The organism is Enterococcus avium (assembly GCF_002891025.1).
Classification (GTDB): Bacteria; Bacillota; Bacilli; order Lactobacillales; family Enterococcaceae; genus Enterococcus_A; species Enterococcus_A avium.
Genome location: NZ_NBSL01000003.1, coordinates 245,255 through 269,343 on the forward strand (window position 1 = coordinate 245,255; position 24,089 = coordinate 269,343).

General features: G+C 39.1%; 19 protein-coding genes. 3 read left to right on the forward strand and 16 right to left on the reverse strand.

All coding sequences use genetic code 11. The annotated features are described in order from the left end of the window. Positions 1-12: 12 nt before the first annotated feature. The 4 genes from AUF14_RS16860 to AUF14_RS16875 all read right to left on the reverse strand — a co-directional run bounded on the left by AUF14_RS16860 (position 13) and on the right by AUF14_RS16875 (position 8,484). Complete coding sequence (locus tag AUF14_RS16860; RefSeq protein WP_048718113.1) at positions 13-432, reverse strand: hypothetical protein; 420 nt, start codon at positions 430-432, stop codon at positions 13-15. Between the two features lie 360 nt (positions 433-792). Continuing rightward, positions 793-3,708, reverse strand: coding sequence for a mucin-binding protein (locus tag AUF14_RS16865; RefSeq protein ID WP_102866229.1), 2,916 nt, complete (start codon positions 3,706-3,708; stop codon positions 793-795). Positions 3,709-4,268: 560 nt separating this feature from the next. Then, positions 4,269-7,079 carry an alpha-L-rhamnosidase gene (locus tag AUF14_RS16870; RefSeq protein WP_102866230.1) on the reverse strand — a complete coding sequence of 937 codons (2,811 nt, stop codon included), beginning with the start codon at positions 7,077-7,079 and terminating at the stop codon, positions 4,269-4,271. 1 nt (position 7,080) lies between these two features. Then, on the reverse strand, positions 7,081-8,484 hold the full coding sequence (locus tag AUF14_RS16875) for a PTS transporter subunit EIIC (RefSeq protein WP_102866231.1): 1,404 nt from the start codon (positions 8,482-8,484) through the stop codon (positions 7,081-7,083). Between the two features lie 153 nt (positions 8,485-8,637). Between AUF14_RS16875 and AUF14_RS16880 the strand changes: the two genes are divergently transcribed. Continuing rightward, entirely contained in the window at positions 8,638-9,582 is a 945-nt protein-coding gene (locus AUF14_RS16880) for an AraC family transcriptional regulator (protein WP_176674937.1), read from the forward strand. A 38-nt stretch (positions 9,583-9,620) separates the two neighbouring features. Here the strand turns inward: AUF14_RS16880 and fic are convergent, their stop codons facing one another. Further along, positions 9,621-10,229: a protein adenylyltransferase Fic gene (gene fic / locus AUF14_RS16885; protein WP_102866233.1), complete on the reverse strand. Its 609-nt coding sequence runs from the start codon at positions 10,227-10,229 to the stop codon at positions 9,621-9,623. A 172-nt stretch (positions 10,230-10,401) separates the two neighbouring features. On the opposite strand from fic, the gene mazE reads away from it, so the two are divergent. Together mazE and AUF14_RS16895 are read left to right on the forward strand one after the other, a co-directional pair. After that, positions 10,402-10,632: a type II toxin-antitoxin system PemI/MazE family antitoxin gene (gene mazE / locus AUF14_RS16890; protein ID WP_016178973.1), complete on the forward strand. Its 231-nt coding sequence runs from the start codon at positions 10,402-10,404 to the stop codon at positions 10,630-10,632. Then, on the forward strand, positions 10,632-10,973 hold the full coding sequence (locus tag AUF14_RS16895; protein ID WP_016178972.1) for a type II toxin-antitoxin system PemK/MazF family toxin: 342 nt from the start codon (positions 10,632-10,634) through the stop codon (positions 10,971-10,973). Before mazE ends, AUF14_RS16895 begins: the two co-directional genes overlap by 1 nt. Before the next feature lie 194 nt (positions 10,974-11,167). On the opposite strand, the gene arcA is transcribed toward AUF14_RS16895, so the two are convergent. The 11 genes from arcA to AUF14_RS16955 all read right to left on the reverse strand — a co-directional run bounded on the left by arcA (position 11,168) and on the right by AUF14_RS16955 (position 24,053). Next, a complete protein-coding gene (gene arcA, locus AUF14_RS16900) occupies positions 11,168-12,361 on the reverse strand; it encodes an arginine deiminase (protein WP_102866234.1) in 1,194 nt (397 codons plus the stop codon). A 113-nt stretch (positions 12,362-12,474) separates the two neighbouring features. Continuing rightward, a complete protein-coding gene (locus tag AUF14_RS16905; protein ID WP_265331650.1) occupies positions 12,475-12,735 on the reverse strand; it encodes a type II toxin-antitoxin system YafQ family toxin in 261 nt (86 codons plus the stop codon). 83 nt (positions 12,736-12,818) lie between these two features. Further along, the gene (locus tag AUF14_RS16910) at positions 12,819-13,103 is read right to left on the reverse strand and encodes a type II toxin-antitoxin system RelB/DinJ family antitoxin (RefSeq protein WP_016178970.1); all 285 of its coding nucleotides are present in this window, start codon (positions 13,101-13,103) and stop codon (positions 12,819-12,821) included. A gap of 125 nt (positions 13,104-13,228) precedes the next feature. Beyond that, positions 13,229-13,840 carry a helix-turn-helix domain-containing protein gene (locus AUF14_RS16915; protein ID WP_102866235.1) on the reverse strand — a complete coding sequence of 204 codons (612 nt, stop codon included), beginning with the start codon at positions 13,838-13,840 and terminating at the stop codon, positions 13,229-13,231. Between the two features lie 160 nt (positions 13,841-14,000). Then, positions 14,001-17,456, reverse strand: coding sequence for a mucin-binding protein (locus AUF14_RS16920; RefSeq protein WP_102866236.1), 3,456 nt, complete (start codon positions 17,454-17,456; stop codon positions 14,001-14,003). A 449-nt stretch (positions 17,457-17,905) separates the two neighbouring features. Continuing rightward, positions 17,906-18,490, reverse strand: a complete 585-nt coding sequence (locus AUF14_RS22880) for a hypothetical protein (RefSeq protein WP_227656374.1) — start codon at positions 18,488-18,490, stop codon at positions 17,906-17,908. A 504-nt stretch (positions 18,491-18,994) separates the two neighbouring features. Further along, complete coding sequence (locus AUF14_RS16935; RefSeq protein ID WP_102866237.1) at positions 18,995-19,933, reverse strand: Rpn family recombination-promoting nuclease/putative transposase; 939 nt, start codon at positions 19,931-19,933, stop codon at positions 18,995-18,997. 246 nt (positions 19,934-20,179) lie between these two features. Then, positions 20,180-20,920 (reverse strand): winged helix-turn-helix domain-containing protein, encoded by a 741-nt coding sequence (locus tag AUF14_RS16940; protein ID WP_102866238.1) that lies wholly within the window; start codon positions 20,918-20,920, stop codon positions 20,180-20,182. Positions 20,921-20,972: 52 nt separating this feature from the next. Beyond that, a complete protein-coding gene (locus AUF14_RS16945) occupies positions 20,973-21,200 on the reverse strand; it encodes a hypothetical protein (protein ID WP_102866239.1) in 228 nt (75 codons plus the stop codon). 8 nt (positions 21,201-21,208) lie between these two features. Further along, positions 21,209-23,764, reverse strand: a complete 2,556-nt coding sequence (locus tag AUF14_RS16950; protein ID WP_102866240.1) for a WxL domain-containing protein — start codon at positions 23,762-23,764, stop codon at positions 21,209-21,211. Continuing rightward, positions 23,757-24,053 (reverse strand): LPXTG cell wall anchor domain-containing protein, encoded by a 297-nt coding sequence (locus AUF14_RS16955; protein ID WP_193756251.1) that lies wholly within the window; start codon positions 24,051-24,053, stop codon positions 23,757-23,759. The genes AUF14_RS16950 and AUF14_RS16955 overlap by 8 nt, the downstream gene beginning before the upstream one ends. Positions 24,054-24,089 lie beyond the last annotated feature (36 nt).

Consider the following 24,089-nt stretch of genomic DNA (forward strand, 5'->3'; position numbering starts at 1 on the left):
CCTTTCCATTCTCTAACGTAACTCCTGATTCACCATGACACGTGAAAACAACTGATCCACTAGCGTAAAAGCATCCTTTCTCCAAACAAGCAGAAACAGATTTACTGCTAAGGGAATTCCAAGAAAAACAACGTTCAACAATAATTGCAATGAAAACCTCAGCAACAAGACGATGCCATCACGTTTAGTGCTACTATTCACAAATACATAAGCAAGATGATTAACCTTCATTCCGATGGTCTGTCTATTGAAAAATAAAGGAATCAATACATAATTGATTATCCCTCCAACTAATAGACCAACGAGTAATGAAAGCTGCATCCCAAGTCCGATTTGATGGCATCCATAAAGGATAACCCTTGCAAATACGGAGAAAATAAACAGGTCAGTAATAGTAGCAAAAACCTTTTTACTCTTTAGCTTTCTTTTCATACGTCACTCCTTCTTTTTTCTTTCGAAAGTATTTACTGTCCTTTCGTAAGTAAAAAGTTATCACCTGAAAGCGATTTCGTCAACGAAGCTTGTGAAATAGATTCTAAATTGCACTTTTGTGCTTTTCTTAAACATTTTTATTTTGAAATAGAAATGCACATTTGTGCTAATTAGTAGATGAATGGTCAAATCGTGGTCCTTTTTCCTTTAAAATGGTTGAACAGAGAAGGAAATACTAAAGCTATAAAAACACTTTTTACAGTTGATCATTTAAGTTTGTTCGAATTTATTATCAACTCCTAAAAAAATATCCTCTAGAGTGACGAATACTCTAAGGGATTTTTATGTTGAATATCGCTTTTATTTTGCCTTATTTTTTGATCTATTCCTCATAAATCCAATAAATCCTGCAGCAATGAATGCACAGCCAGCATACAAGGCAAACGAATGAACTTTTTCTCCTGTACGAGGCAGTCGTTTCGAAGAGCTCACTTTTTTCGTTGTGTGTACCGTCGTATGATTCGAAGCTGCTCCTGGACCATTTGGTTTTGATGGTGCTCCTACAACGTTTGTTTGTGTAGATGATGTGGTCTCGCTTGTTGATATACTACTCGATTCACTCGATTCACTTGTTTCACTCGATTCACTTGTTTCGCTCGACTCACTTGATCCGCTCGACTCACTTGATTCGCTTGACTCACTTGACTCGCTTGTTTCACTTGATTCACTTGATTCGCTTGATTCACTTGATGAGGTCGATGTGTCCTCTGTCTTTTTACTGTATGTCACGGTGACTTCACTATCTTTGGAATCCGCGGTTAGACCCGTAACTTCTGCAACAGTCGGTTGATCTGCTGTATAATCTTTGATTGTTGGACTAGTAACTTCATCGAAAGTCGAATCCTGATCTTTGGCCTTCCAATCGCTATAAACTGTTTTCCCTGTGACAAGGTCTTTTGTTGCTGTACGAGTAAAGGTTACGGAATCCGTTTTATCTTCTGCAGCTTTCGAACCATCTTCATAGACGTAGTGAATTACCCGTTCTATTGTTTTTATTTCTTCCTTCACTTCTTCTCCATGCTTCAGATGGATAGTCACAATCTGATCTTTTGTCTCATCATCATCAAAAACGCCTGGAACAGTATCCACCGAAACAATCTCATAGCCCTTTGATAAGTAACTGTCTGCGATAGCTTGCAAATCCTCTTGCTTTTTATTCAGATTTTCATTTGTCGCTCCATTATCAAAATCAACCGTATTTTCTAGTGTCTTTTCATCAGTATCATCTATCACGCTGTAGACGATCTTTTGTGGATTTCCGACGTAGAAATAATAGACGTCCGTTTGCCCATAGCCTTCTATTCCTGAACTATCAGTGACATTTCTCCCCGAAGCATCGTAATAGACACCTGCAACGCCTGGATAAGGAACTGTATTCTTTTTAGTAGCAAAAATAGCTTGATCATTAACATTATCTAAGTTAGTCGCAGCCATTTTCAAACCTGTTAAGGTGTTCTCGAGTTGACTCTTTTGGTTTGCAGTCAGTCCATCTAAACTTGACACTAGGGTGTACCCATTTACTACTTTTGGCTCTACTGAAGCTTCAGTGTAAGAGAAATCTCCTAAATCATTGGCTTTTCCTGTTGGCGCTCCTGCTTTTGTAACGACACCCGTTAATGCCTGGCCGCTGAGATCTAAATAATGAACTTTCACTGGTGTATTGCCAGAAGCAATTCCATTAGGGGTACTGGTACTAGTCGCCGTGTTTATAACATTTCCACTATCATCCAATTGCTGAACAGTTAAAGTATTTGCTACGTATTCGTCTTCCCAAAAGAAACTATTCTTGATAGAAATTGCTGACGCTCTATTTCCTAACACCCCATGGTAATAGTCCAAGGTGGCTTGAATATCCGCGTCAATATCAGCGCTAACTACACTTAGCGGATTCGCTTTGATATTTGCAATAATTTGTTCATCTGAAAGCACTGTATCCTCAGGACTTACATAGTTCACAACAAGATAGGTGCCATCATTTTGAAGAGAATAATAGACCCCTGTGCTTGTTGCCTGTGCCTGTAGTTCTGCTAGACTTAAATTCTTCCCCGAATTAACCGTAGCAAGAATGGTCGATCCGGTTGAACCGTCTAAGGCTTCGATACGCCCGTCTAACGCTTGAATCTTATTCGTGTCCGCTGAAACGTAATACGTTTTCATATTAATTGTATTATCGGCAACCCCTAACAAGCCTGAAATGCTTGATACTCTAAACGATTCCTTTACTCCCAAGTTTTCTAATACAGCACCTTTAGCTCCACCACTATTTTGAAGCTCATTTAAAACCTGATTGCTTGCAATATCTTCATGATATAAATCTCTCGTAAAAGTGGACTTTAATGCTCCACCATCTGAACGGAAAACATCATTCTTGATCGACGCCGCAACATTTGCAGCAATCTTAGTAAAATTAAAAACATAATTCTTCCCTGAAATTGAAAGTGTGTTTGAAAATGGCATTTTGGCTATGACAGAACCGGGCGTTTCATAATTGATTATCATAAGCCAAGGAGCCACAAAGCTATAATTCTGAGTATCCGCCTCGTTAACTACCGTATTCGTTACCTTTAGCGTTATAGCTTTCAATGCACCATCGTATTGGATCGTACCGACAATTTCGCCACTATCATTATCTAAAAGTGTTAACGGAGAACTGTCTCTAGCAAAATGAACTTTCGCTCCTGAAGGATCTGTTGTCGTTTGCGTGATTTCTGCGATAACGATGGTGTTTCCCGCTACTAGATCACTTGTATTTGTAACAAAATTACCTTTACTTCCTAATCTTTGCGCTGTCGTGCCCGCAAGAGTCTGGTTGTCAGGCTGATTCTCTGTTGTTTGCCCCTTTAGCAGACTGAGATCAGCGCTTATTGCGTTGATTGTACTCGCTTTAGTTTGACGGTCATTTTGCGCCACAGAAGAATCTGTTGTATTTTCCAGTGTTTTTTCTAAGTCTGTTGAATTTTCTTTCGTACTTTCAACCGATTCAGATTCTGATTCAACTGGAATTTCCGTTGAAGCTTCCTTCACCACATTGCTTTCTTGTGTTGATATTATTTCACTTGTTTCAGCCGAAGCTTCCTTTGTTGTTTGAGTCGTTCCTGTTTCCGCCGAAACAGGAACACTGTTCACCGCTTGAGCAACGAGCGGAGCTGTCAACACAAGAAAGGACGAACACACAAGCAGACGAGATAGAACTTCTTGTTTTGCTGTTTTCTTCATTTACACTTGCCTTCTTTCTATAAAGAGAATGGGTATGAAAGCTTTTCCACGACAAAAAGGCCGTCTAGTAATAGCCAGCCTACCTAAAAGCTATTCGAAGGTCATTCAACTTTGAAATTCCCTTCTAATAATATTATTACCTATTAAACCGTTAGAAAAACGACGCTTTTCTTTGTTGCGGTCAATTTTTTTGCCTTTTTTTATGTTTTTTGATAAAAAAATCTCCATAATAAAAATAAATTTAATAAATATTTGTCATAACAATCGTCATTTTTGCGTGTCTACCATTATTTTTTGAAATGTTTGAATATTGCAAACATTGTTAATTTAGCTTTTATTATGAATGAAGACACTCGTTCACGTTTTTTTTCCCATTTTGTCACTTTTGAGAAAAATAATGATTTTATAAAAGCTATTGAAAGGATGAGACTTTTCCTTTATAACCATTTCTGAAGCTCTTAAATGAAACTAATAGAAAAACACCCTTCGATATATGAATAAGCGCCTATCCGTCGCTCATTTTTATCGAAGAGTGTATTTTTTCAGCAAATCATTTTTTTCTATGAAAGTTTTGTTAGTACCTTGTTGTTAGGCCTTTTGCTTAATACAGCTATCTTATTTCTCAATAGCGTCACTGTATCTTCAGAAACAGAAAGTATATCCTGATCCATCAGAGAATCAATTGTTTTATTCGCTAATTTTATCTGTTTATAAGGCTTCAATCTAAAATATTCAGGTAGATACTTCTTTAACAATTGATACGTTACTGGAATCTGCGTTAACGTGTCTATGCTTGAGTCCACGCTCGGAATAGTGAATTGTTCGGATAACTCATAATTGAACTCATGCTTTCCTGCTATTAAAGCAATTTCAACATGTCCATTCATTTTCCTGCTTTCATATCCTGCAAAAGAATTTTCTTTGGCATTGTCTAAAATCAAGGTCGCTTGAGTTACTTGTGGTACAGTTATGTTCAACTTGACCCGATTATTTTCCTTAAGTAGCCACGCCACAGAAATCTTGCCATGAGATGTTTTATAATGTCCAGAGACATTCTGCAAGCGCCAATTGATTCTCGGGTTAATGATGATCCTGTTAAATCCGCAGCTGCTTTCTTCTTGCCGTATTCCTAACATATACTCATACATCCATTGAACAATACTGCCATTTGCATAATGATTTAAGGAGTTCATTCCTTCTGGATTCATTTGTCCATCTGGAAGGACGGAATTCCATCGTTCCCAAATCGTCGTCGCTCCCATATTGACCGCATATAACCAGCTTGGGCAGTCCTCATTCAGTAAAATTGTATAAGCCAATTCATCTTCCTGGAATTTGGATAACGCCAAACATATCAGGGGAGTTCCAACAAAACCTGTTTTAATAGAGTAGTTATCTTGTCGTAACAATTTCTTGAATTGTCTTAACAAAACGTTTTCTTGACCTTGTTCAAATAAATCAAAATACAAAAGCAGCGTATAGGCGGTTTGTGTATTGATCACAGAACGGCCATTTTTCGATAGATACTCATCTTGAATCGCTTGCTTGATATTCTCGGCTAGAATACTATATTTGTCCGCGTCTTTTTCATTTAAAATCGTACATGACCTAGCAACAATTGAAGTAGAAACGTATGAGTAAATGCTGGCTATTAATGCCTCCTCCGTTGCTCCCATAGGTGAATTAGGATCGATACCATCTAAAGCTAACCAATCCCCAAATTGAAAGCCTTGGTCCCACAGATAATCATTTGAATGCTCCTGAATATAGGTAATCCATTTTTTCATGCTGGGGAGCTGCTTCTTCAATAACTGCTTATCACCATAAAATTTGTAGAGATTCCATGGCAGGATCGTACAGACATCGCCCCAAACCGCTGAACTGCTGGTCGTTTCCTCAGAGCTAAGTGCTGGAATTGTCATAGGAATCGCTCCATTATCGCCTTGCTCGAGTGTTAAGTCTTGAAGGTATTTCTTAAAAAATGCCAGACTTAACATATTATAGGAAGCTGTCGGGCTAAACACCTGCGCGTCGCCGGTCCATCCCATTCGCTCATCTCTTTGTGGGCAATCAGTAGGAACATCCACAAAATTGCCTTTCTGACTCCAAAGTACATTACTGAAAAGTTGGTTGATCTTTGGGTTACTGGTTTCAATTTGACCAGTTGTCTCTAAGTCAGAATAGATGACTTCACCCGTGAGATGAAGCGCTTGGCACTCTTCTAATGTTACTCCGCCAACCTTAACATATCGAAAACCGAAAAAAGTAAAGGTTGGTCGGATCTGTTTGGGTACTCCATCTGATACATATGAAAAAGATGCCTCAGCGAATCTCAAATTTTCCCGATAAAACTGACCGTCTTGCAAAATTTCACCAAATTGAAAAGTAACCTTACGTCCATAAGGCAGGTTATTCAGAAAAGACAGCCATCCTACCATATTTTGTCCCATATCAATGATCAATTCTTGCTGATGATTCCAATAAATTTCCTGAGGGCTTCTCGTCTCCATAATCCTTATCGGTGGACTTAATCGATCTGAAAGTTTTTCATGAGTCAGATCGTGAGCAATCATCACGTTGCTCTCTTTTTTTGCAATAAGCGTATCATCGCGCGCTTCTCCGTAATAGATACCACTTGCTAGAACACTGGATGCTGCGCAAGACCAATCCCTGTCGGTAAATAGAATCTCAGTCGTCCCATCTTCATACAAAAGATGCAGCTCCGCTATTAATAAGTAGGCCTTTCCATACTTATTCTTCTCTCCTCCGCCAAAGCCAAACGTTCCTTTATACCACCCATCGCCTAGATGAAATGAGAGACAGTTTTCTGATGCAATTGCTTCCGTAACATCATAGGTTTGAACCTGTTGCCAATAGTGATAATCATGGTAACCTGGAGCAAGAAATTCCTCCCCTACTTTCTTTTCATTTATCGTTGCTTCATACAGCCCCAAACCACACGCATAAAGGCGGGCTTGTTGAAGGGGCTTGCTTATTTTAAATGAGGTTGAAAGCACTGGATGCGTAATCCCTGTATCTTGGGGCGTGATCCACTGACCTTTCCATTCCTCGTTCATTTTTCCAGTTTCAAACCAAGAGACACCCCTAGATTCTCCGACTTGAACTTCAATGAAATAACGTTGACGACTTTTTAATGAAAGGTCGATTTCAAATGAACAATCCTCTTTATTGGGTATAACTCCACTTGTATAAACAACATCAGTAAAATCTTCGGTTAAGCTAACACGCACCTGTGCTGAATGACGTTCTATCGGCATCTCACTAACTAATTCATACGTAATAAATAAATAATCATAATGAAATCCCAAAGGTTCTCGTAGCCCATTAACCCGAATTGAAGAAATATTCATATCAATTCTCTCCTAACGCGATATCAACTGCCTCTTTTTCCTCGTTCTCCGTTTCTTTATCCGTTCCAAAAAAGTACGTCAGAGCAAAACCGAGAACCAAGCCTAAAACATTTGCTGCAATGGCACCATAAAAACCATAGTCAATCCCAGCAGGATTCATATAACCAAATATTCCGAAAATACCTGCGACAGAAGCCGATACCCAAGTGCTCGTGCCCCAAATTGCCGGAAGCACTGACGCTAAGCTTGCAGCAATAATAGCGGTTATCAATGGTTTTTTCTTAGGTACTAAAACACCATACAATGCCGGTTCACTCACTCCTAAGAAACAAGAAATGGCTGTCGATATTGATAAAGATTTCGTCTTACTTTCTTTTGCCTTCATTGCAACAGCTAATACCGCTCCAGCCATCGCCATTTGATTGGCAATCAAGATTCCTCCCAAGGGCGCATGTCCTAATGTTGAAAATTGAATGATTAATACGGTAATTCCTGCCCAATGCAGCCCAAGCATGACCAGCAGAATCCAAGGTCCGCCTAAAAGTAATCCTGTCAAAGCAGGACTAAAATTGTAAATCGCTTGAATACCATTTGCCAGCATCTGAGTCAACCAAGAAATTACTGGTCCAAAAACTAATAACGTAATCGGGGCAATAACAACCAGAACAATTGCTGGTACTACAAAAAACTTAATAATTTCAGGAATGAATTTCTTTAACCAGTTTTCTAATTTCGCCGCAAGAAATGCACTCACGATAGCAGGAAATACCGAACTAGTATAATTAACGACATTCATTGGTAAACCAAAAAATTTTACAGTCGTATCAGCCATCTCTATGATTGATGGATAAACTAAGCTTGCACCCAACACAGCTCCAAGCCACATATTTCCCTTAAAATACTTACTTGCACTTGCGCCTAAAATGATAGGAAAGAAATAAAACATTGAATCCGCTATAGCACTAAGTACCGTATAGGTTCCTCCGGCTGTATTTAATACACCCGTCAGGCTAAGTAATGTCAGTATGCCTTTAATTAATCCAGAACCGGCTAATACTGAGATGACTGGCAAAAAGATACCCGACAACATACTTGTTAATCGATCAATTGGCGATTTCTTTTTTTCTTCCTTTTGGTCATTACTACTTTTTTCTTCAACTACTTCATTTCCTAACAGTTTTTGAACCTGTTCATACATTTGTGATACTTTCGGCCCGATCACTATTTGATATTGTCCACCCTGTTTTAACACAGACATGACGCCATCTAATTTTTCAATTGTAGAAGTATTAGCCAAGCGATCATCTTTCAATACAAAACGTAGACGTGTTACACAATGTGTCAATGATTGAATATTTTTCGGACCACCAACATTTTTTACAATCTCTTTTGCTGTTTTTTCCATGATGATTCCTCCATTTTTATCCCTATCTAAAACAATCTAACTATAATTTCTATAAACCTATGATACAGCCGATTGAAAAGGGTTACAATATCGTTAACTTTCATATTGACTATCAAAAACAAACATTTTAAAATGATGTTGAGGAGGAATATCATGGACAACTTAACGAATCTATTTCATCTATCGAAACAAGAACGAATTAATCGCGAAAAAGTTGGAAATGAAGAAGTGGACTTTACCTCACCACCTTTTCATATTGATACGGAAAAATACTTTAACCTCTATGGTATGAACTATTACCTATCTGTCCATGAACGTTTTCGACCCGTTCAACTCCACACCCATGCCACATCCGAAATAAATTATGTGTACAGTGGGACCGTCACTCAATGGATTGATGGAAAAAAGTTTCTTTTGAAAGAAGGAGATATTGTAGTATTGGACCAACTGGTACCTCACGCGATTGAAACGACTGGTGAGAACGACATTATGATCAATTTACAAATGTTTGAATCCTTTTTTTCAGGCAGTTTTATCAAGCAATTTACCAGTGACTCTATCGTAGCCTCCACCTTCTTTTCTTTACTTGAAAAGAGCAACCAAATGAATTTCCTTATTTTCCATACTGAAAAAAATGAACGAATCAAACAAACGATCGATAATATGCTAAATGAGCACTTTCACCCAAAGGCCGGCTCCTCTGAAATGATGAAAGCTTACATGGTCATCTTTTTTGGGGAATTGTTACGATCTACAGATTTCTATGTCAATAAAGAATACTTAAATTTAGGGAGTTACAGCTATATCCCGGATATTTTGAAATATATTGAAGACAATTATAAGGTGGGGTCTCTAAAAGCTGCGGCAGAGGACTTTTCGATTTCCACTATTCACTTATCCCGTTTACTAAAAAAATATGTCGGAAAGACTTTTAAACAGTTAGTCCATGAAAAGCGAGTGGCTGCTGCTCATACATTATTACTTTCAACAGATCTTCCAGTTTATGAAATTGCCGAAGAAGTCGGTTATAGCAATCTAAATATTTTTAATCAGAAGTTTAAAGAAACTTATCATTCATTGCCGGGGGAATTAAGATAACTATTTAAAAAAAGAGAGGAGCTGTGACAATACATTTGTCATAGCTCCTCTGTCTTAAACTCTGTATATCCTTCATAATAATAACTAGCATCAATCCCTTTAAAATAGGTTTCATGATCAGCAATCTTGTCGGTCAAGGCAGGTCTCAATAGCTCTTTGATAGGAAGATCATTCACCGGACTCATGATCATTGCGGAAAAGTACTTATCCTTGTCTACCTCATTCCAATCTACCATCTTTCCTATTTCTTTCTTCATTAGCTGGTCTAACCAAATTCTAGTGGCGCGACCGTTGCCTTCTCTAAAGGGATGAGCGATGTTCATCTCTACATATTTTTCAATAATTTGTTCGTAAGTCGTCTGTTCGAGCTTCTCTACTTCTTTCAGTGCGGGTTCAAGATACAGCACTGGCGCAAATCTAAACTGACCTTTTGCTAAATCAACCTCTCGGATTTTTCCCGCGAAAGGATAAATATCTTGAAACAGATAATGATGAATTTGAGCCAGTCCTTTAAAGGTGCCTACCTCAAACGAATCAATGACATTCTTTTCTACGAGTTCTTTTGCTCTGGTTTTACTTACTTTTTCTGTGGCTTTGGCAAGCTCTGTTTGATTGTCTATGCCAAGTAAGTTCTCTAAAATAGCCATGACCTGTTCTCCTCTTCCAAAAAGACATCATAATGATTTTTACTAAACATCTGTCTCGTATTGGTTTTTCTTTCTATATAAAATTAGCATTTTCTCTAGACACTAAAATGAAATTTGCACCCATTGCGTGATTGAGTGTTGCATGGTAAAATTGATATAAAGGAGTGGTACTATGCTTATTGCAAAATCTAGATTACAAGGAAGCTCTGTAGTGATAACCTTACCTTCGGATAATGGGAAGAAACCTAAAGAAAACAAAGAGTATATTGTTGTCTATTCTGATGATGGGACAATCACATTAGTTCCCAAAATCGAAGATCCCTTCAGTGGTGGAGAAGAAGCGGAGTATTATGAAAAAGACGAATGGACAGATTTATCTCCTGAAGGAAGAGAGATTTTATAATGACTGAAGAAAAAATCTATGTTCCTAAAAAAGGAGATATTGTGTGGATTGATTTTGATCCTTCCGCAGGAAAAGAGATTCAAAAGAGACGTCCTGGGTTGGTCGTATCTAGATACGAGTTTAACCGTAAAACGCTGTTTGCAGTGATTTGCCCGATTACTTCTACAATAAGAAACTTACCAACACGTTATTCTTTACCAAACGATTTAGACACTACGGGACAAATACTTATTTCTCAATTAAAATCACTTGATTTCAAAGAGAGAAAGCTCAAAAAAATTGAATCTTTACCTTTGCAAGATATGGCTAAAATAGATCAAATTATTGAATATATATTTTAATCATAGTAAGGAGCTGTTGTTATTAGTACAACGAGTTTGTTACTATGATTTTTTCTCATATGTCTTGCGAGAATCACGTTATATAAATTCGGAAACAAAAATCACTCATATCAAAAATTGTCCAATTCGATGCCATGTAGTTTTTTTAACAACCAATTTCCTTTTCCCATATAATGAACCCACCAAAACCTCACCTATCCCCTAACAAACGGCATACTCATACAACGTGGACCGCCGCGTCCGCGAACGAGTTCACTTCCTGGGATCGTGTTTATTTTGACACCGGCTTCTTTTAATTTCTTATTCGTGATCGTGTTCCGGTCGTAGACAATTACTTCGCCGGGGGCGACAGCTAAGGTGTTTGCGCCATCGTTCCATTGTTCCCGAGCAGCTGCGGTGATGTCGTTTCCGCCGCAGCGAATCAATTCTACAGCAGGCAGATCGAGATAGCGGCACAGAATATTTTCTAACGTATCCTTTTCTTCAATGATATTCACTTTTTGATTGGTCTTAATTAGTGAATAGACCGCCAAATCTCCTTCGATCTCAGGATGGATCGTAAATTTATCCTGATCCACCATCGTAAAGACGGTATCTAGGTGCATGAATTTTCGTTCTTCGCCAATATTGAAGGCCAATACCTGTTCAAAGCTTGGTTCCGCTTCAAAAATGCGAGTGGCTAATTTTTTGATGGACTCCATATCAGTTCTTTGGGAAATCCCCACAGCCAATACTTTGCTTGAAAGTACCAATACATCGCCGCCTTCAAGTCTCGTACTGTCTTCACGATCGTACAACAGATTCACAGGATTCTGCGCAAACATGGGATGATGGTTGAAAATATATTTGGCATATAAAGTCTCTCTACGACGAGTCTCGGCATACATTTTGTTCAGTGCGATACTGCTTCCGATCGTCGAAAAGGGATCACGAGTAAAATACAAATTCGGCATTGGATCAATATAAAAAGGTGACGCTTCATCCGACTTGTCAGATAGCTGATTCCTTTTCAACCCTGCCATCGTATGATCAATAAACATGCGGTTATCCTTAATAGCTGAAAAATAGTCCGTGATTTCTTTGCGGATATCTCCCTCAGTGATGAAGGCTTCATCTAAGTATTCCTGTAAAAATTCCTGCTTGATGCCATCACTTGTTAGGGACTCCGCAGCTAAATCTTCTAAGTAAAGAACCTCGACCCCTTTAGAGCGAAGGGTATCCGCAAATAGATCGTGCTCCATTCTCGCCTGATCAAGAAATGGGATGTCGTCAAATAACAGCTGCTCCAGATAATCGGGCATCAAGTTCTCCAGCTCCTGTCCAGGCCGATGCAAGAGCACTTGTTTCAATGGACCAATTTCCGAAAAAACATGGATTGGTTTCTTCATAAATTCTTCCCCTTCCTCTCGACATGTACACGTTTTCAATTATAGGCATGATATTCGTTACTCAAAAAAGAATGCCTAATAAAAATATAGATGAGAATCACAGATAATCCAAGTTACTTGCTATTGCAAAAAAGAAAAGAGCCTCGAAAGACTCTTAAGTACAAAGTATCCAATTCTCTGAAAAGGTCAGAATGACTGCCTGTGCGTTCAAAAATAATTATCTTCTTTTCGAACACATAATAAAAAATAACAATCCAATCACTATTCCGTCCACCAATATGTATATCCCATCGCTTTGGAATCTGATTCTTGGGTTCTAATGGATGAAGCTTGTACTCTTGACCCAGCTCCGCTTCATTTATCAGTAACTCCATCGCCTGTTGCAATTTTTCTATCGATCGCCCTTGTTTAATCAATTTTTTTCACATCTTTATCGAAACGTTTTGTTGTCTGATAATTAAGCATCCAAATCGGCTTCCTTTTTCATTCTATCAAAGTAGGCCTGCAATTCTTCGTTATTCCCTAAATTTCCTTGATTAATCATTTCATCGGTCTCTTTGAAGGCTTTTAATGTTTCCTCGTTGGGCTGGTGATCGATTGTTTCTATTTCAAATGGAAATTTCCCAGTTTTAACAAATCGTGTCAAAAAAATTTTCACCGCAACTGAAGTATTCATTCCCACCTCGTCGAACATTTCGTCGGCTTCTTTTTTCAACTCATCATCAATGCGAATGGTTGCCATTTTGCTCCCTCCTCTTATTATTAACTATCTATATTATAATGCTTTCGTATACAAAAAGCTACATATAGCAACAAAATGACGATAGATAGCCCCGTTTATCACCATCGAAAATTCAACACTTCCAACTACTGAAGGATATACCCTTTCCCCCAGTAGGTCTTGATTCTTTTGTCTGTATAGTTGCTCGCATCAAGTTTTGTATTAATTTTCTTCGCTATGTACGAGAGCTGGGATTTTCTCGATTTTGATTCGTCTCCTTGCCAAATGATCTGACATAATTGTTGGCGAGTGATCGGTTGCTCCTCCTGTAGTTGTTCAAAAAATAACTGTTCATTGTTGCTTAATTTTCGAATAAATTGTTCTAATGATGCCTGTTCCTTGTATTCATCATTTTTAGTAATGAGCGTGGCTAAAAGATCTCGCAAATCGACAAATGAACGACTAACGTATAATACGGTCGAAGCTTCTTTTGAGTGTGAAGGGTATTCTCCGTTTTCAGGAATCACACGAATAATTTGTTCGTTAAATAAGGAAAAAGCTTTCTTGGTTATTGATAAAAATTCTTTCTCTGATAACGTTTCACTCAAAAATAAACAATCAAATACAAGCTCACATTCATTTACTAAACAAATGCTCCGTTCATTTCGTGTCACGAAGACTTCGTGATTCAAAACCTGCAACTCTCGTTGTAATACTAATTCATGATGGATGTTCTTGGTTAACACCAATATTCTCATATAAAATTCCTCCAGTTGTTCTATCTGAAATAAGTTCAGGCTGTAGGCATCATCCAGAAATCGGACATTGTCTACAGCCTGAGCGTTAAATAGAGAAGCTCATTCCTATTTTAAGTCAGTATTTATCCTGCATAGCTCTCTAAAAACGACTTTATAACACTTATTTTACTTTACGTTTCGAGCGATTGACTAATACTCCCAGGATCGCCGCTGCGGCTACCGCAAATCCACCGAACCAAGTTAGATAATGACGAACTTTTTCACCGGTACTTGGAAGAGTCTTTGATGAAGTAGATGTTTTTGTAGTGATGGTCGCCTGATTGGTCGTTCCTCCACCTGAACTCTTTGGTACAGCGGTTGTCGTTTTGTCTTTTGATTCACTCGATGCGGTTGTAGAATCAGTTGTAGGAGTCGTTTCTTCTGATGATGGTGTGGTTGAATCGCTTGGCTCCTCATTTGAAGGTGCTGAAGCAAGCTTCTTATACGTCACCGTTTCTTCTAAATCCTTATCATCAGCTTCAACATCTTTCACTTCTTCAACTACCTTTTTATCCACTACATATCCATCAATCTCTGGACTTTTTACTTCGTCAAACGTGGTGTCGTCATTTGTAGCTACCCAGTCTCCAGTAGTGATCTCACCAGTTGCTAGGTTTTTCATTACGATACTAGTAAAAGTAACTGTATCTGTTTTGTCAGGTGCAGCTTCTGTACCGTCTTCGTAGACATAATGAATCACTCGATTGATTTCTTTTGTTTCAACTCGTTCTTCGATTTTTGGCATGTAGGTGACCGTCACTTCGTTGTCTTTAGACTCTCCTGTTAAATCAGTGACTTTTCCTATCAGTTCCTTATCTGCTGTGTAATTGTCAATTTCGGGACTCTTCACTTCGTCAAAGGTGGTATCATCATCTTTGGCTACCCATTCCCCGTGAGTAACTTCCCCTGTTGCTTCATTGGTCGTGACTGTCCGAGTAAAGGTAACGGAATCTAGCTTATCTGGCGCCGCTTCTATACCATCTTCGTAAACATAGTGAATGGTTTGTTTAACCTCTCTTGTTTCTATCGTCGTTTCTTTTTTCGCAGTATAAGTGACGGTTTCTTCAATGTCTTTTGAGTCTTCCGTTAAACCCGTAACTTCGGATATGGCTTCTTTATCAGGCGTGTAATTGTCAATTTCCGGACTCTTCACTTCGTCAAAGGTAGTGTCGTTATCTTTTGCTGCCCAATCGGTATAAGCGACCTCTCCAGTTACCCGATCTTCCGTCTTTGTCTGGATATGGGTAACTGTATCTGTCTGATCTGGCGCTGCTTCTGTGCCGTCTTCATAGACATAATGAATCGTTCGCTTGACGGTTTTTGTCTCTTCCTTGACCTCCATCGCATGCTTCAGATGAATCGTTACTACCTGATCCTTTGAATCATCAGTGTCAAAAACACCTGGTACAGGATCTACTGAAACAATTTCATAGCCTTTTGACAGGTACTCATCCGCAATCGCTTGTAGATCCTCTTGTTTCTTAGCTAGATTAGCATTGGAGGTTCCGACATCAAATTCAACGTCGCTTTCTAAGCTCTTCTCGTCAGTATCGTCAATCACGTTGTACACAACCTTTTGCGGTGTGCCCACGTAAAAATAATACACATCTGTTTCTCCGTAGCCTTTTGTTCCAGAGCCATCAGTGACAATATTTCCTGAAGCATCGTAGCTGGTATCCGCAAATCCAGGATAAGGAACATTGAGCTGGCTTGTGGCAAAGACCGTCTTATCTTGCTTCACATTCGCTGTCGCCGCATACAAACCAAGTCCTGAAAGTGTCGCTTCAAGCTGATGCCTTTGTTCAGTAGTCAGCTTCGAAATATCTGTTACGAGTTGGTAGCCTGTGATTGTTTTCGGGTCCACTGTAGCCTCAGCATTGGAGAAGTCTCCTAATTCATTGGCTTTTCCTGTGGGTGGTCCCGCTTTTGTCACGATACTATCTAACGCTCTGCCATTAAGATCCGCATAATGAACTTTTACGGAAGTATTCCCAGAGGCAATAGTATTAGGGGTGCTAGTCGCTGATACTGTGCGAGTGATTTCTCCGTTTTCATCAAGTTGATTAGCCGTTAAGGTGTTTGATGAGTATTCGTCCGCCCATTTAAGTCTTAAAGCTGGAATGACGCAAGAAGCTCGATTTCCTAAGACTCCGTGATAATAATCGAGTGTTGCCTGAATGTCTGCTTCCACATCCGAACTGGTTCCAGCTAAAGGATGTGCCCGAGTATTGGCGATGATCTCTTCATCTGTAAGTATAGTATCTTCTGGGCTGATATATTCCACCACCAGATAATTACCATCAGCTTGAAGAGAATAGTAAATACCCGTGCTATTGGCGCTGGCAGAAAGTTCGTCTAACGTCGCGTTGTCCCCAAGGTTGACCAACGAAATCTTCTTAGCCACTTTGTTCCAGTTAGCTGTCGCTCTCGTGTCGCCTTCCAGCGTCTGAATTTTGTTCGTTGCGGCAGAAACATAATAATTTCCAAGAACGAGATGCGCACCTGTAAATAAAAAATCTGACTCTGTAGAGATTTTAAAGGAATACTTTATTCCTGTATTGCCTAAAACCGCCCCTGCTGCTCCATTACTGCTTTGAAGTTCATTCAGTACAGACTCGTCAGCAATATCTTTATGAAACAGAAAATTATTGAAGCTTAAATTTGTTGGTGTATTATCAAATCCTAAACTGTCTGAGTTTATCTTCGTTGCTGCATCAGAATCGATCTTCGTAAAGTCGAAGGTATAGTCTTTTCCAGAAACGGAAATAGTGTTAGAAAAGGGCATTTTTGCGATCACATCATTCGGTGAGTGAACATTGATTCCCATCATGTACGGTCCCATAAAGCTGTAGGACTGAATATCCCCTTCCGCAGTGACTGTATCTGTTACCTTCAATGTAATAGCCTTCAAGGAATTATCATATTGGATTTTCCCAACAGGGTTGCCCTTGTTATCCAAAAGTGTAACGCCAGTCCCATGGGAATCAAAATTAGCCTTTGCTTCTGAAAGTTCAGTAGTGGATTGAGTAACTTCAGCAATAATAATAGAATTACCAGCCACTAAATTGCTAGTTTCAACGGTGAACGTTCCTTTTGCTCCTAAAAAAGCATAATTATTTCCTGCCAATGTTTGACTAGCAGGCTGTGCTTCAGTCGTATTTCCTTTTAGCAAACTAATATCCGCACTTATAGCGTTCAGTACACCTGCTGCCTTAGTGGAAGCTTTTTCTACCTTCTCTTTTTCAGAAGAAGCCGTTGTCTCTTCATTGGCTGCTTCTGCACTATCTTCACTGTTTGTTGTTTCTGTATTTTCTGTGACCTGTGATTCTGTCGTTGAGGAAGCTTCTGTTACGACATTCTCATCTCCAGTCGTCTGTGTTTTTTCTGCATTTTCTTGTTGTTCAGGCAATTCCTCACTTGTGTCCAATGACGCTTCTGTTCTTGCTGGAGCGACAATCGTCTCCGCAGATACAGGAAGGCTCACCAACGCTTGTGTAACAAAAGGACCAGTTAACACAAAAAAAGAGGAAAAGACAAGGACACGTGACAATCGTTCTTGCTTGGTTGATTTCTTCATTTACATTTGCCTTCTTTCTATAAATTAAACGAAATAAATAACCTTGCCAACGAAAAAAGCCGTCAAACGACAGCACGATAAGCTATTTCACTTCGTTTCTTTTTTTCCTTACGAAATGTATCATAATCGATAGGATAGTTAACGAAGCGTCATCATTTATGATTATTAGTAATAATTTCGGTTTGTTTTGTTAAAAACAATCATTTAAACACGATAATACGTAAAAATATGCGAAAAATACTACACCTAGTTCAAAACAAAACAACAATAAAACACGATTGTACTTTATTATTAAGTAGAAAAAGTTGTTCTAATCCCTGTTAACTCAACAATTAAAAGTAAAATGCCACATCCCTTCTGTTTTTTTTACCTATTTGTCGTTTTACAGAGTAGCCTTTCTTTTTTGAACCCAAAGCAAATAAAAAAGGACTCACCTCCGCAAGTCCTTCTCATTCATCCCGATCTTCAAACTCCAGCAGATAGCTATACATCTGACCGTTTTCGAAGATCTTCATTTCGATCGTATCCCATTCCTTGTGCTGCAAAAGTCTATAAACCAAATCACTTTCGATCTCGGCTCTAGTAATCGTACCCGCTTCATAGCACTCCTTATTAGATACTTCTTTCCCTTCATTTCCTTCATAGCTTGAGTAAATATCATAAATGACCAGCAGATCACCAGTTTTCAGTGAATGCTTCTTAGAATCAGCAATTAGCATGATTTCACAGGCAAAACACTTTAGATTATCCTCTTTACCATCGTCACACCAATCATAATAAGGGTCATTTCGCATAAGAATTTCTTGAATATCTTTTATTTGCTCATTGGTTATTGCCCCATAAGTGATTCGATTGTAGATTATCTCTTCTTCATCTTCATCATATTTTAATTCAAGACTGTATAGAATATTCCCAGCCTGGTCCAATAGATTGAACTTCAACACCTTTAGTCCATTCAACAGAGTGATCCAAATCACGCGCCCTGGACGATAGTCGCCATAAAATAGCTGAGTTTTTTGATACTCCACTCTCATCGTTTCATCCTCCTTAACCAGACTGTTGTTCCCCATCCAAATTATATAATGAGAGAATCGAGGACGACTAGTTTTTTTCAAGAAATAAGAACCCTTTTTTTTAATTTATTAATTAATAATTTGACTCGGTTAATAACGAACATTTCCCAATTTTTTGCGTAGGTAGCTTTTATTTATTCGGAAGTTTGTCTATTTTTCAGCGAAGGTTTGTAAAAGAATTCTCTGAAGATCACCTTCAAACGATAAAAACCTCGTGATATAGTAAAGGCGAAGAGTCAGAGGACGAGGTGATGAGCGATGGTAGCGAAAGATAAGAACACTGAAAATAGAACCGTTCAAGTAACTTTTGACAAATCACTAGGCCTTCTGAACACTTGTTTATTCTCCTGATGACTTTTGAAATTTCTAAAAAAAGAGACGCCAATATCCATCAGCCATCTCACATAAAATCATTCAGTTGTTTCGCCTTCCGCTCCTTCCTAGCTTATCAAACTCTTCCCTCAGTTATTCCGATTCCACCTTCCACTTTTTCAGCGTCTCAATATCTATGCCGCTTATCTCTGAGATTTCCTTCAATGAGAGCGCGGTTTTCATTAAATTTTGAATCAGCATTCGCCTTTCTTCCTGTCTCCCTCTTTCCATACCTTTTTCTATACCTTTTTCTATACCTTTTTCCATGCCTATCTCCAGACCTTTTTCCATGCCTTCATCTCGAGCATACTCCAACTCTGCCTCTGCTATTGCTCGGGCTTTATCGATTTTCATGATCATTTCCTTTTCCTCCTCTTCCAGTGTTAAGAAGTCTGTCTTCTTTTTCGCTTCTTTGATATAGTCAGGGGCGTCAGTCTTCACTTCTCCTGTCTTGAAATAGTAGTGCCAGTGATACGCCGCATGTTGCGTATTAAGTACGTCGTTCTTCAAACTAAGAAAACAAAGAACCAGCAGCTCTTTTCCCTCTTTATTTAGAAAAAGGCGATTGGTTTCGGGATTCATTAAACGGAACAATTGCAGGGCACTCTCTGTGTCATCGAACAAATGAAAGTTCACAATATTGATACCATACGCTGGGCGCAGACTCGAAAAATTGCTTTTCTTCACCTCATTTTTAGCGAGGTTGCCAAAAGGCGAGCGGTAAGCTTCCCCGAGATAAAAGAGGCTTCTTTCATGAAAATACTTTTGCGCCTGAACTTGACACTCAATCGTGGTATAGCTTCCATCTTCAGCGACTGCCAGGATGTCAACCTCGGTAAGCTTTACCTCCATCTTTTCTCGTTCCTCATAGGATTTCTTGTAGCTGTCAATGTGATAGGTCTGCTTTGGCATCAGTCTCTCGAATTCTAAGCCTAATAAATCTTTGACGAATGCTTTTAGAATATGCTGGGAATCCTCCGAAGTTAGCAACTTTCTGAATAATAGATCGTTGGTTGGTAAATACACTTGCATCTCTTTTCCTGCCTTTCAGACAGCAGGTTTTCTCGCCTACATTATAACATGGCAAAACAACCGCTATCAAAGTCCTTTTACTCTAAAATACGCAGAAAAATGAAAAGTATTAGGATCAATTAATGATCGCCTTTTTTTGAATTTTCATTCAAGCATTAAAAAAAGAGACGCCAATATCCATCAGCCATCTCGCATAAAATCATTCAGTTATTTCGCCCTCCACCACTCTACCCTATGTAATGGCAGCTAAATCTTTACCAAAAAGTCCTTTTCAAAGACGCCCTTCTTCAACACGTAGCCGCTGCCCCAGATGGTTTTGATCATCTCTGGATCAAAGCCTGCGATCTCCAGCTTCATCTTGATCCGCTTTATCAAGACAGAAGTCTGGGAAAGATGAGAATTATTCGGCCGTTCGTTCCAAAGTTGTGAACACAGTTCCTCTCTGGACACCACGCTGCCCTTTGATTGGATCAGGCAATCCAAAGTTGTCTGTTCCCGTTTGGTCAGGCTCCTTTTGAGCTGGACAAGATTGCCCATTTCTTGGATGGACTCGTTCTTATATAGAAAGACAATATTGGTCTCATCCTTTTGATAGGGTGCCAGCTTTTCTGACAGCTGCTCCCGTAAATAATCAATGGAATGATCAACAACTAGCCAATCGATCACACCTAAAGAGTGTAACTGTTCCTCTTCATTAGCATTTGGCTTTGTGCCCAGCTTGCGCAACAGGCCCCATTTCTCTGATTTCAAAATTGGCAATAGCTCTCGAATCTCGGAATCCGCGATTGTCTCGCTTAAGATGATTGCTTGATAATTCAAGAGATACCGTTGCAGCGTATCGGTTGTCGTATTCTTCTGATGCCTGCTCGCCTTCAAGCATTCTAGCAGCTCCACTGAACAAAAAACCTCGTAGCTCAGGTGTTGAAGCTGCTGCTGCAGCTCTTGTTCAAGGACTAAATTCTTAGTCAAAATCAACATAGGTTTCATTCACACAGTTCTCTCCTTTTTAGACAGCCCAAGTTGAAACTTGGGCTGAAAATTATCGACTATACTGAAGTAATTGCTGATTGATAATCGTATAGATGTAGATAGCTAAAATGAGGCAAACCACAAATATCACACCTAACAGACTATCAATGATTAATGACTTTTTATTTTTTCCTTGTGTTTCCAGCATTTTTTTATCAGATGGAAAGAAAAATATAAATCCGCCTAGATAAAAAACACCAATGATTACTGCACCTAATATCCATAAATATACGTTCATTTTTCCTCCTAAGGCGTATTATCCAGTGTCCAAGTTACTTTTCCTGAATATTTTGCTCCTGCTAAAGCGGTTGAGCCTTGAACATTTAATTTAACTGAATCAAAATCAATTAGGTTACGCCAGATTCCACTACAATCTGCGGCACTGGCTGTCCCAGAACTTAAGACATTCACTTCGCTACCCCCAGCATCTAAGGTTAGCTCTCCGCCGCCGTAATCATTGATTCCGCTCGGTAACGTATTCCCCCAATTATTTGCGCCATCTAATCGTTGCATTTTGCGAGCCATGGTCAGCTTAGCATTTATTAATTTATCAGAAGGAGATTGAACCATTTCCAACTCACTCATTCGAGCTTTCAATGACCATCCCGTCGACGTTGGACGTTTATCCAGAAATTCCACCGATAAATCATCGGTACTTCCACCGTAACGGTTTGAATCCAATGAATAATCCTGATTAGTATCTGTGGCGGTGACTGTACCAAAATCAAACTTCGGTACACTGCGTAAGAAGAATGCCGTATTTTTATCCAAATAAATCAATTTTACAGTGGTATTACTAGTTGCTGTAAAGGTTGAATTTCTTGGTGTATCCACTCCTGGTGTTTCACTAGCATTTAGCCAGCCATAGTATACATAATCCGTTCCACTGTGGTTAAAGTCAGCCTGACTCGGTTGATAGGTCGAACCATTAGAAATCGTTACTGATTCATTTTTTATATGGTTTCCTGCCAGATCGTAATAATCTTCATTCACTGTATAAGGAATCGAAAAAGGAACGACATCCGACCACTGATTGATCGCTGTATAGTTAGAACTTACATAAAAACGAGCCCAGTATTTTTTCCCCGGAGTCAATCCAGATAAATTGTTGATCACCATTTGGCCCCCACTTTGAGCCAAGTTTCCCTCCAGAACTCTTGAAGCTGTCTCTTTGTTATTGGCTTTTTGCTCACTATCAAAAATGTAAACCTTTGAAGTATTTGCAGGGTACGTCGCTCCTGAACCTACTAAAGTGGAAGTAACAGTTGCATTGATAGAGCCGGTCGTTGCAATTGGCGTCACAGTAGGCGCAGATAATGTTAGTTTGGGCATGGTAACTTTTAAAGTATCGTGTGCAATATTCGTCGCAGAAATACCCGTGTAGTTAACAGCGCAAAATACGCGGTACCAATAAGTTACCCCCGGGTCTAATCCAGTATAATTCGATAAATGTAATAGTCCATTTGTTGTATCTACACTAGTTGGTAGGAGGTCTCTTCCACCAGACAAATTATCTGTTACAGCGTTGTTATAACTCGTGTAGAAGCGAAATCTGCTATTTGCTGGAACAATAGAAGTAGCAGTTCCTTCATAAGGACTTACCAAGGAATAGTATTGACTCATATCCACACTCACTCCATCAGATTTTAGCACTCGATTTAAGTTACCAGTTAAAGTTATATCCGGCATGGTTATTCGATAACCGTCATTGAAGTCTGAATATATGGTAATATCTGAATAATTTGTCGTAATAACATATCTGTAGTAATACGTCTTTCCTCGAGTCAAAGCTTTGTTAGAGAAGATTATTGTATACCCCATTACTCCACAATCTGCATACGCTTGAGCTTGTCCAAGATTTGGTATACTAGCAGCTGCTTGATTTCTGTCCTCAAAAAAGTAAATCCGAGGCGGTACGGAACCAGAAAAAAAAGCCAGATTATTTAACGAGTAACTAGCGGAGCCTGAAACACTTGTACCACCCGCGGCTAAACTGATTGGTCTATTAGGTGTGATACTTCCGCTCGCTGATTTAACACTAAACGTCCCTTCTTGTGGTCTGTTATCGTGATCCCTTCCTGTTCTATACCCCCAAACTTTTCCATTACTATAATTTTGAGCACGTTTAGTAGGATTGTATCTGAATATATTGGCTGGATTTCTTAAATTGGCAGGAATTGAGACTTCGATTTGAATTAACTTATTTGCTATAAAATTTGGGTCAGACATATAATCACTGTACGTCCGATAGTATATCTTGCGGTGATAATTACCTGCACCACCATCATTAGTCCAATAAATAAATATTCCCACCTCTGGAGTATCAGCAGATGCTCTATCATAATAGATAGTGAACACCTTCGTCCAAGGGTTTTTATTACTATCTTCCACGCTAACCAACTTGAAGCGACTGTCATTCCCAACCCGCATATCAAGACCATCAGTAACAACATCTAAAGTATTAATCGATTGAACTCCTATTCCAAACGGCGAAATAGAATTTTTGGTATTTTTATTCTTTTCTTCTGTATCAGCTTTAGGTTCCTCTTTTTCAGCATCAGCTTTCTTTGGAACTTCAATACTCTCTGTGGTGTTTTTTGTCGCAGGTTTATCTTGCATTTCCTTCAACACATGTTCCACCGACTCTGACAGCTTCGGAATACTTGACTCTGTCGTCTCTTCCTTTTTCTCATTACTTGTACCTGTTGTTTCGGCTACTGCCAAAGCAGGAGCAAGTCCCTGTAATACAAAGCCGAACAGGATTGATAGTTTAATAAGTGTGACTAATTTTGCTCTATTCATACTCTTCCTCCTTCGTTTTTCGTCGAACAAGGATAAGTAGTAAAAATAATCCAAGTAGATAGAGTCCAATCAGACGACTTGAAAAAGATAATATTTCCCCAGTTTGAGGTAACAGCTTTCTCGTGCTTGTCTTAGTATTATAAGGTTGGATTCCTCCAGATTTTGGCAACTGATCTTTTGGTTCTGCTGAAATCGGAATATCATCCGCTTTTCCTTCCGCAAATTGAATACTGACTGCCGTTTCCTTTGAATCGGCAAATACATCCTGAGGAAGGATTACCCCGATCATAAAAAGTGTTAAAAGTAGGAATAGCCTCCTTTTCAT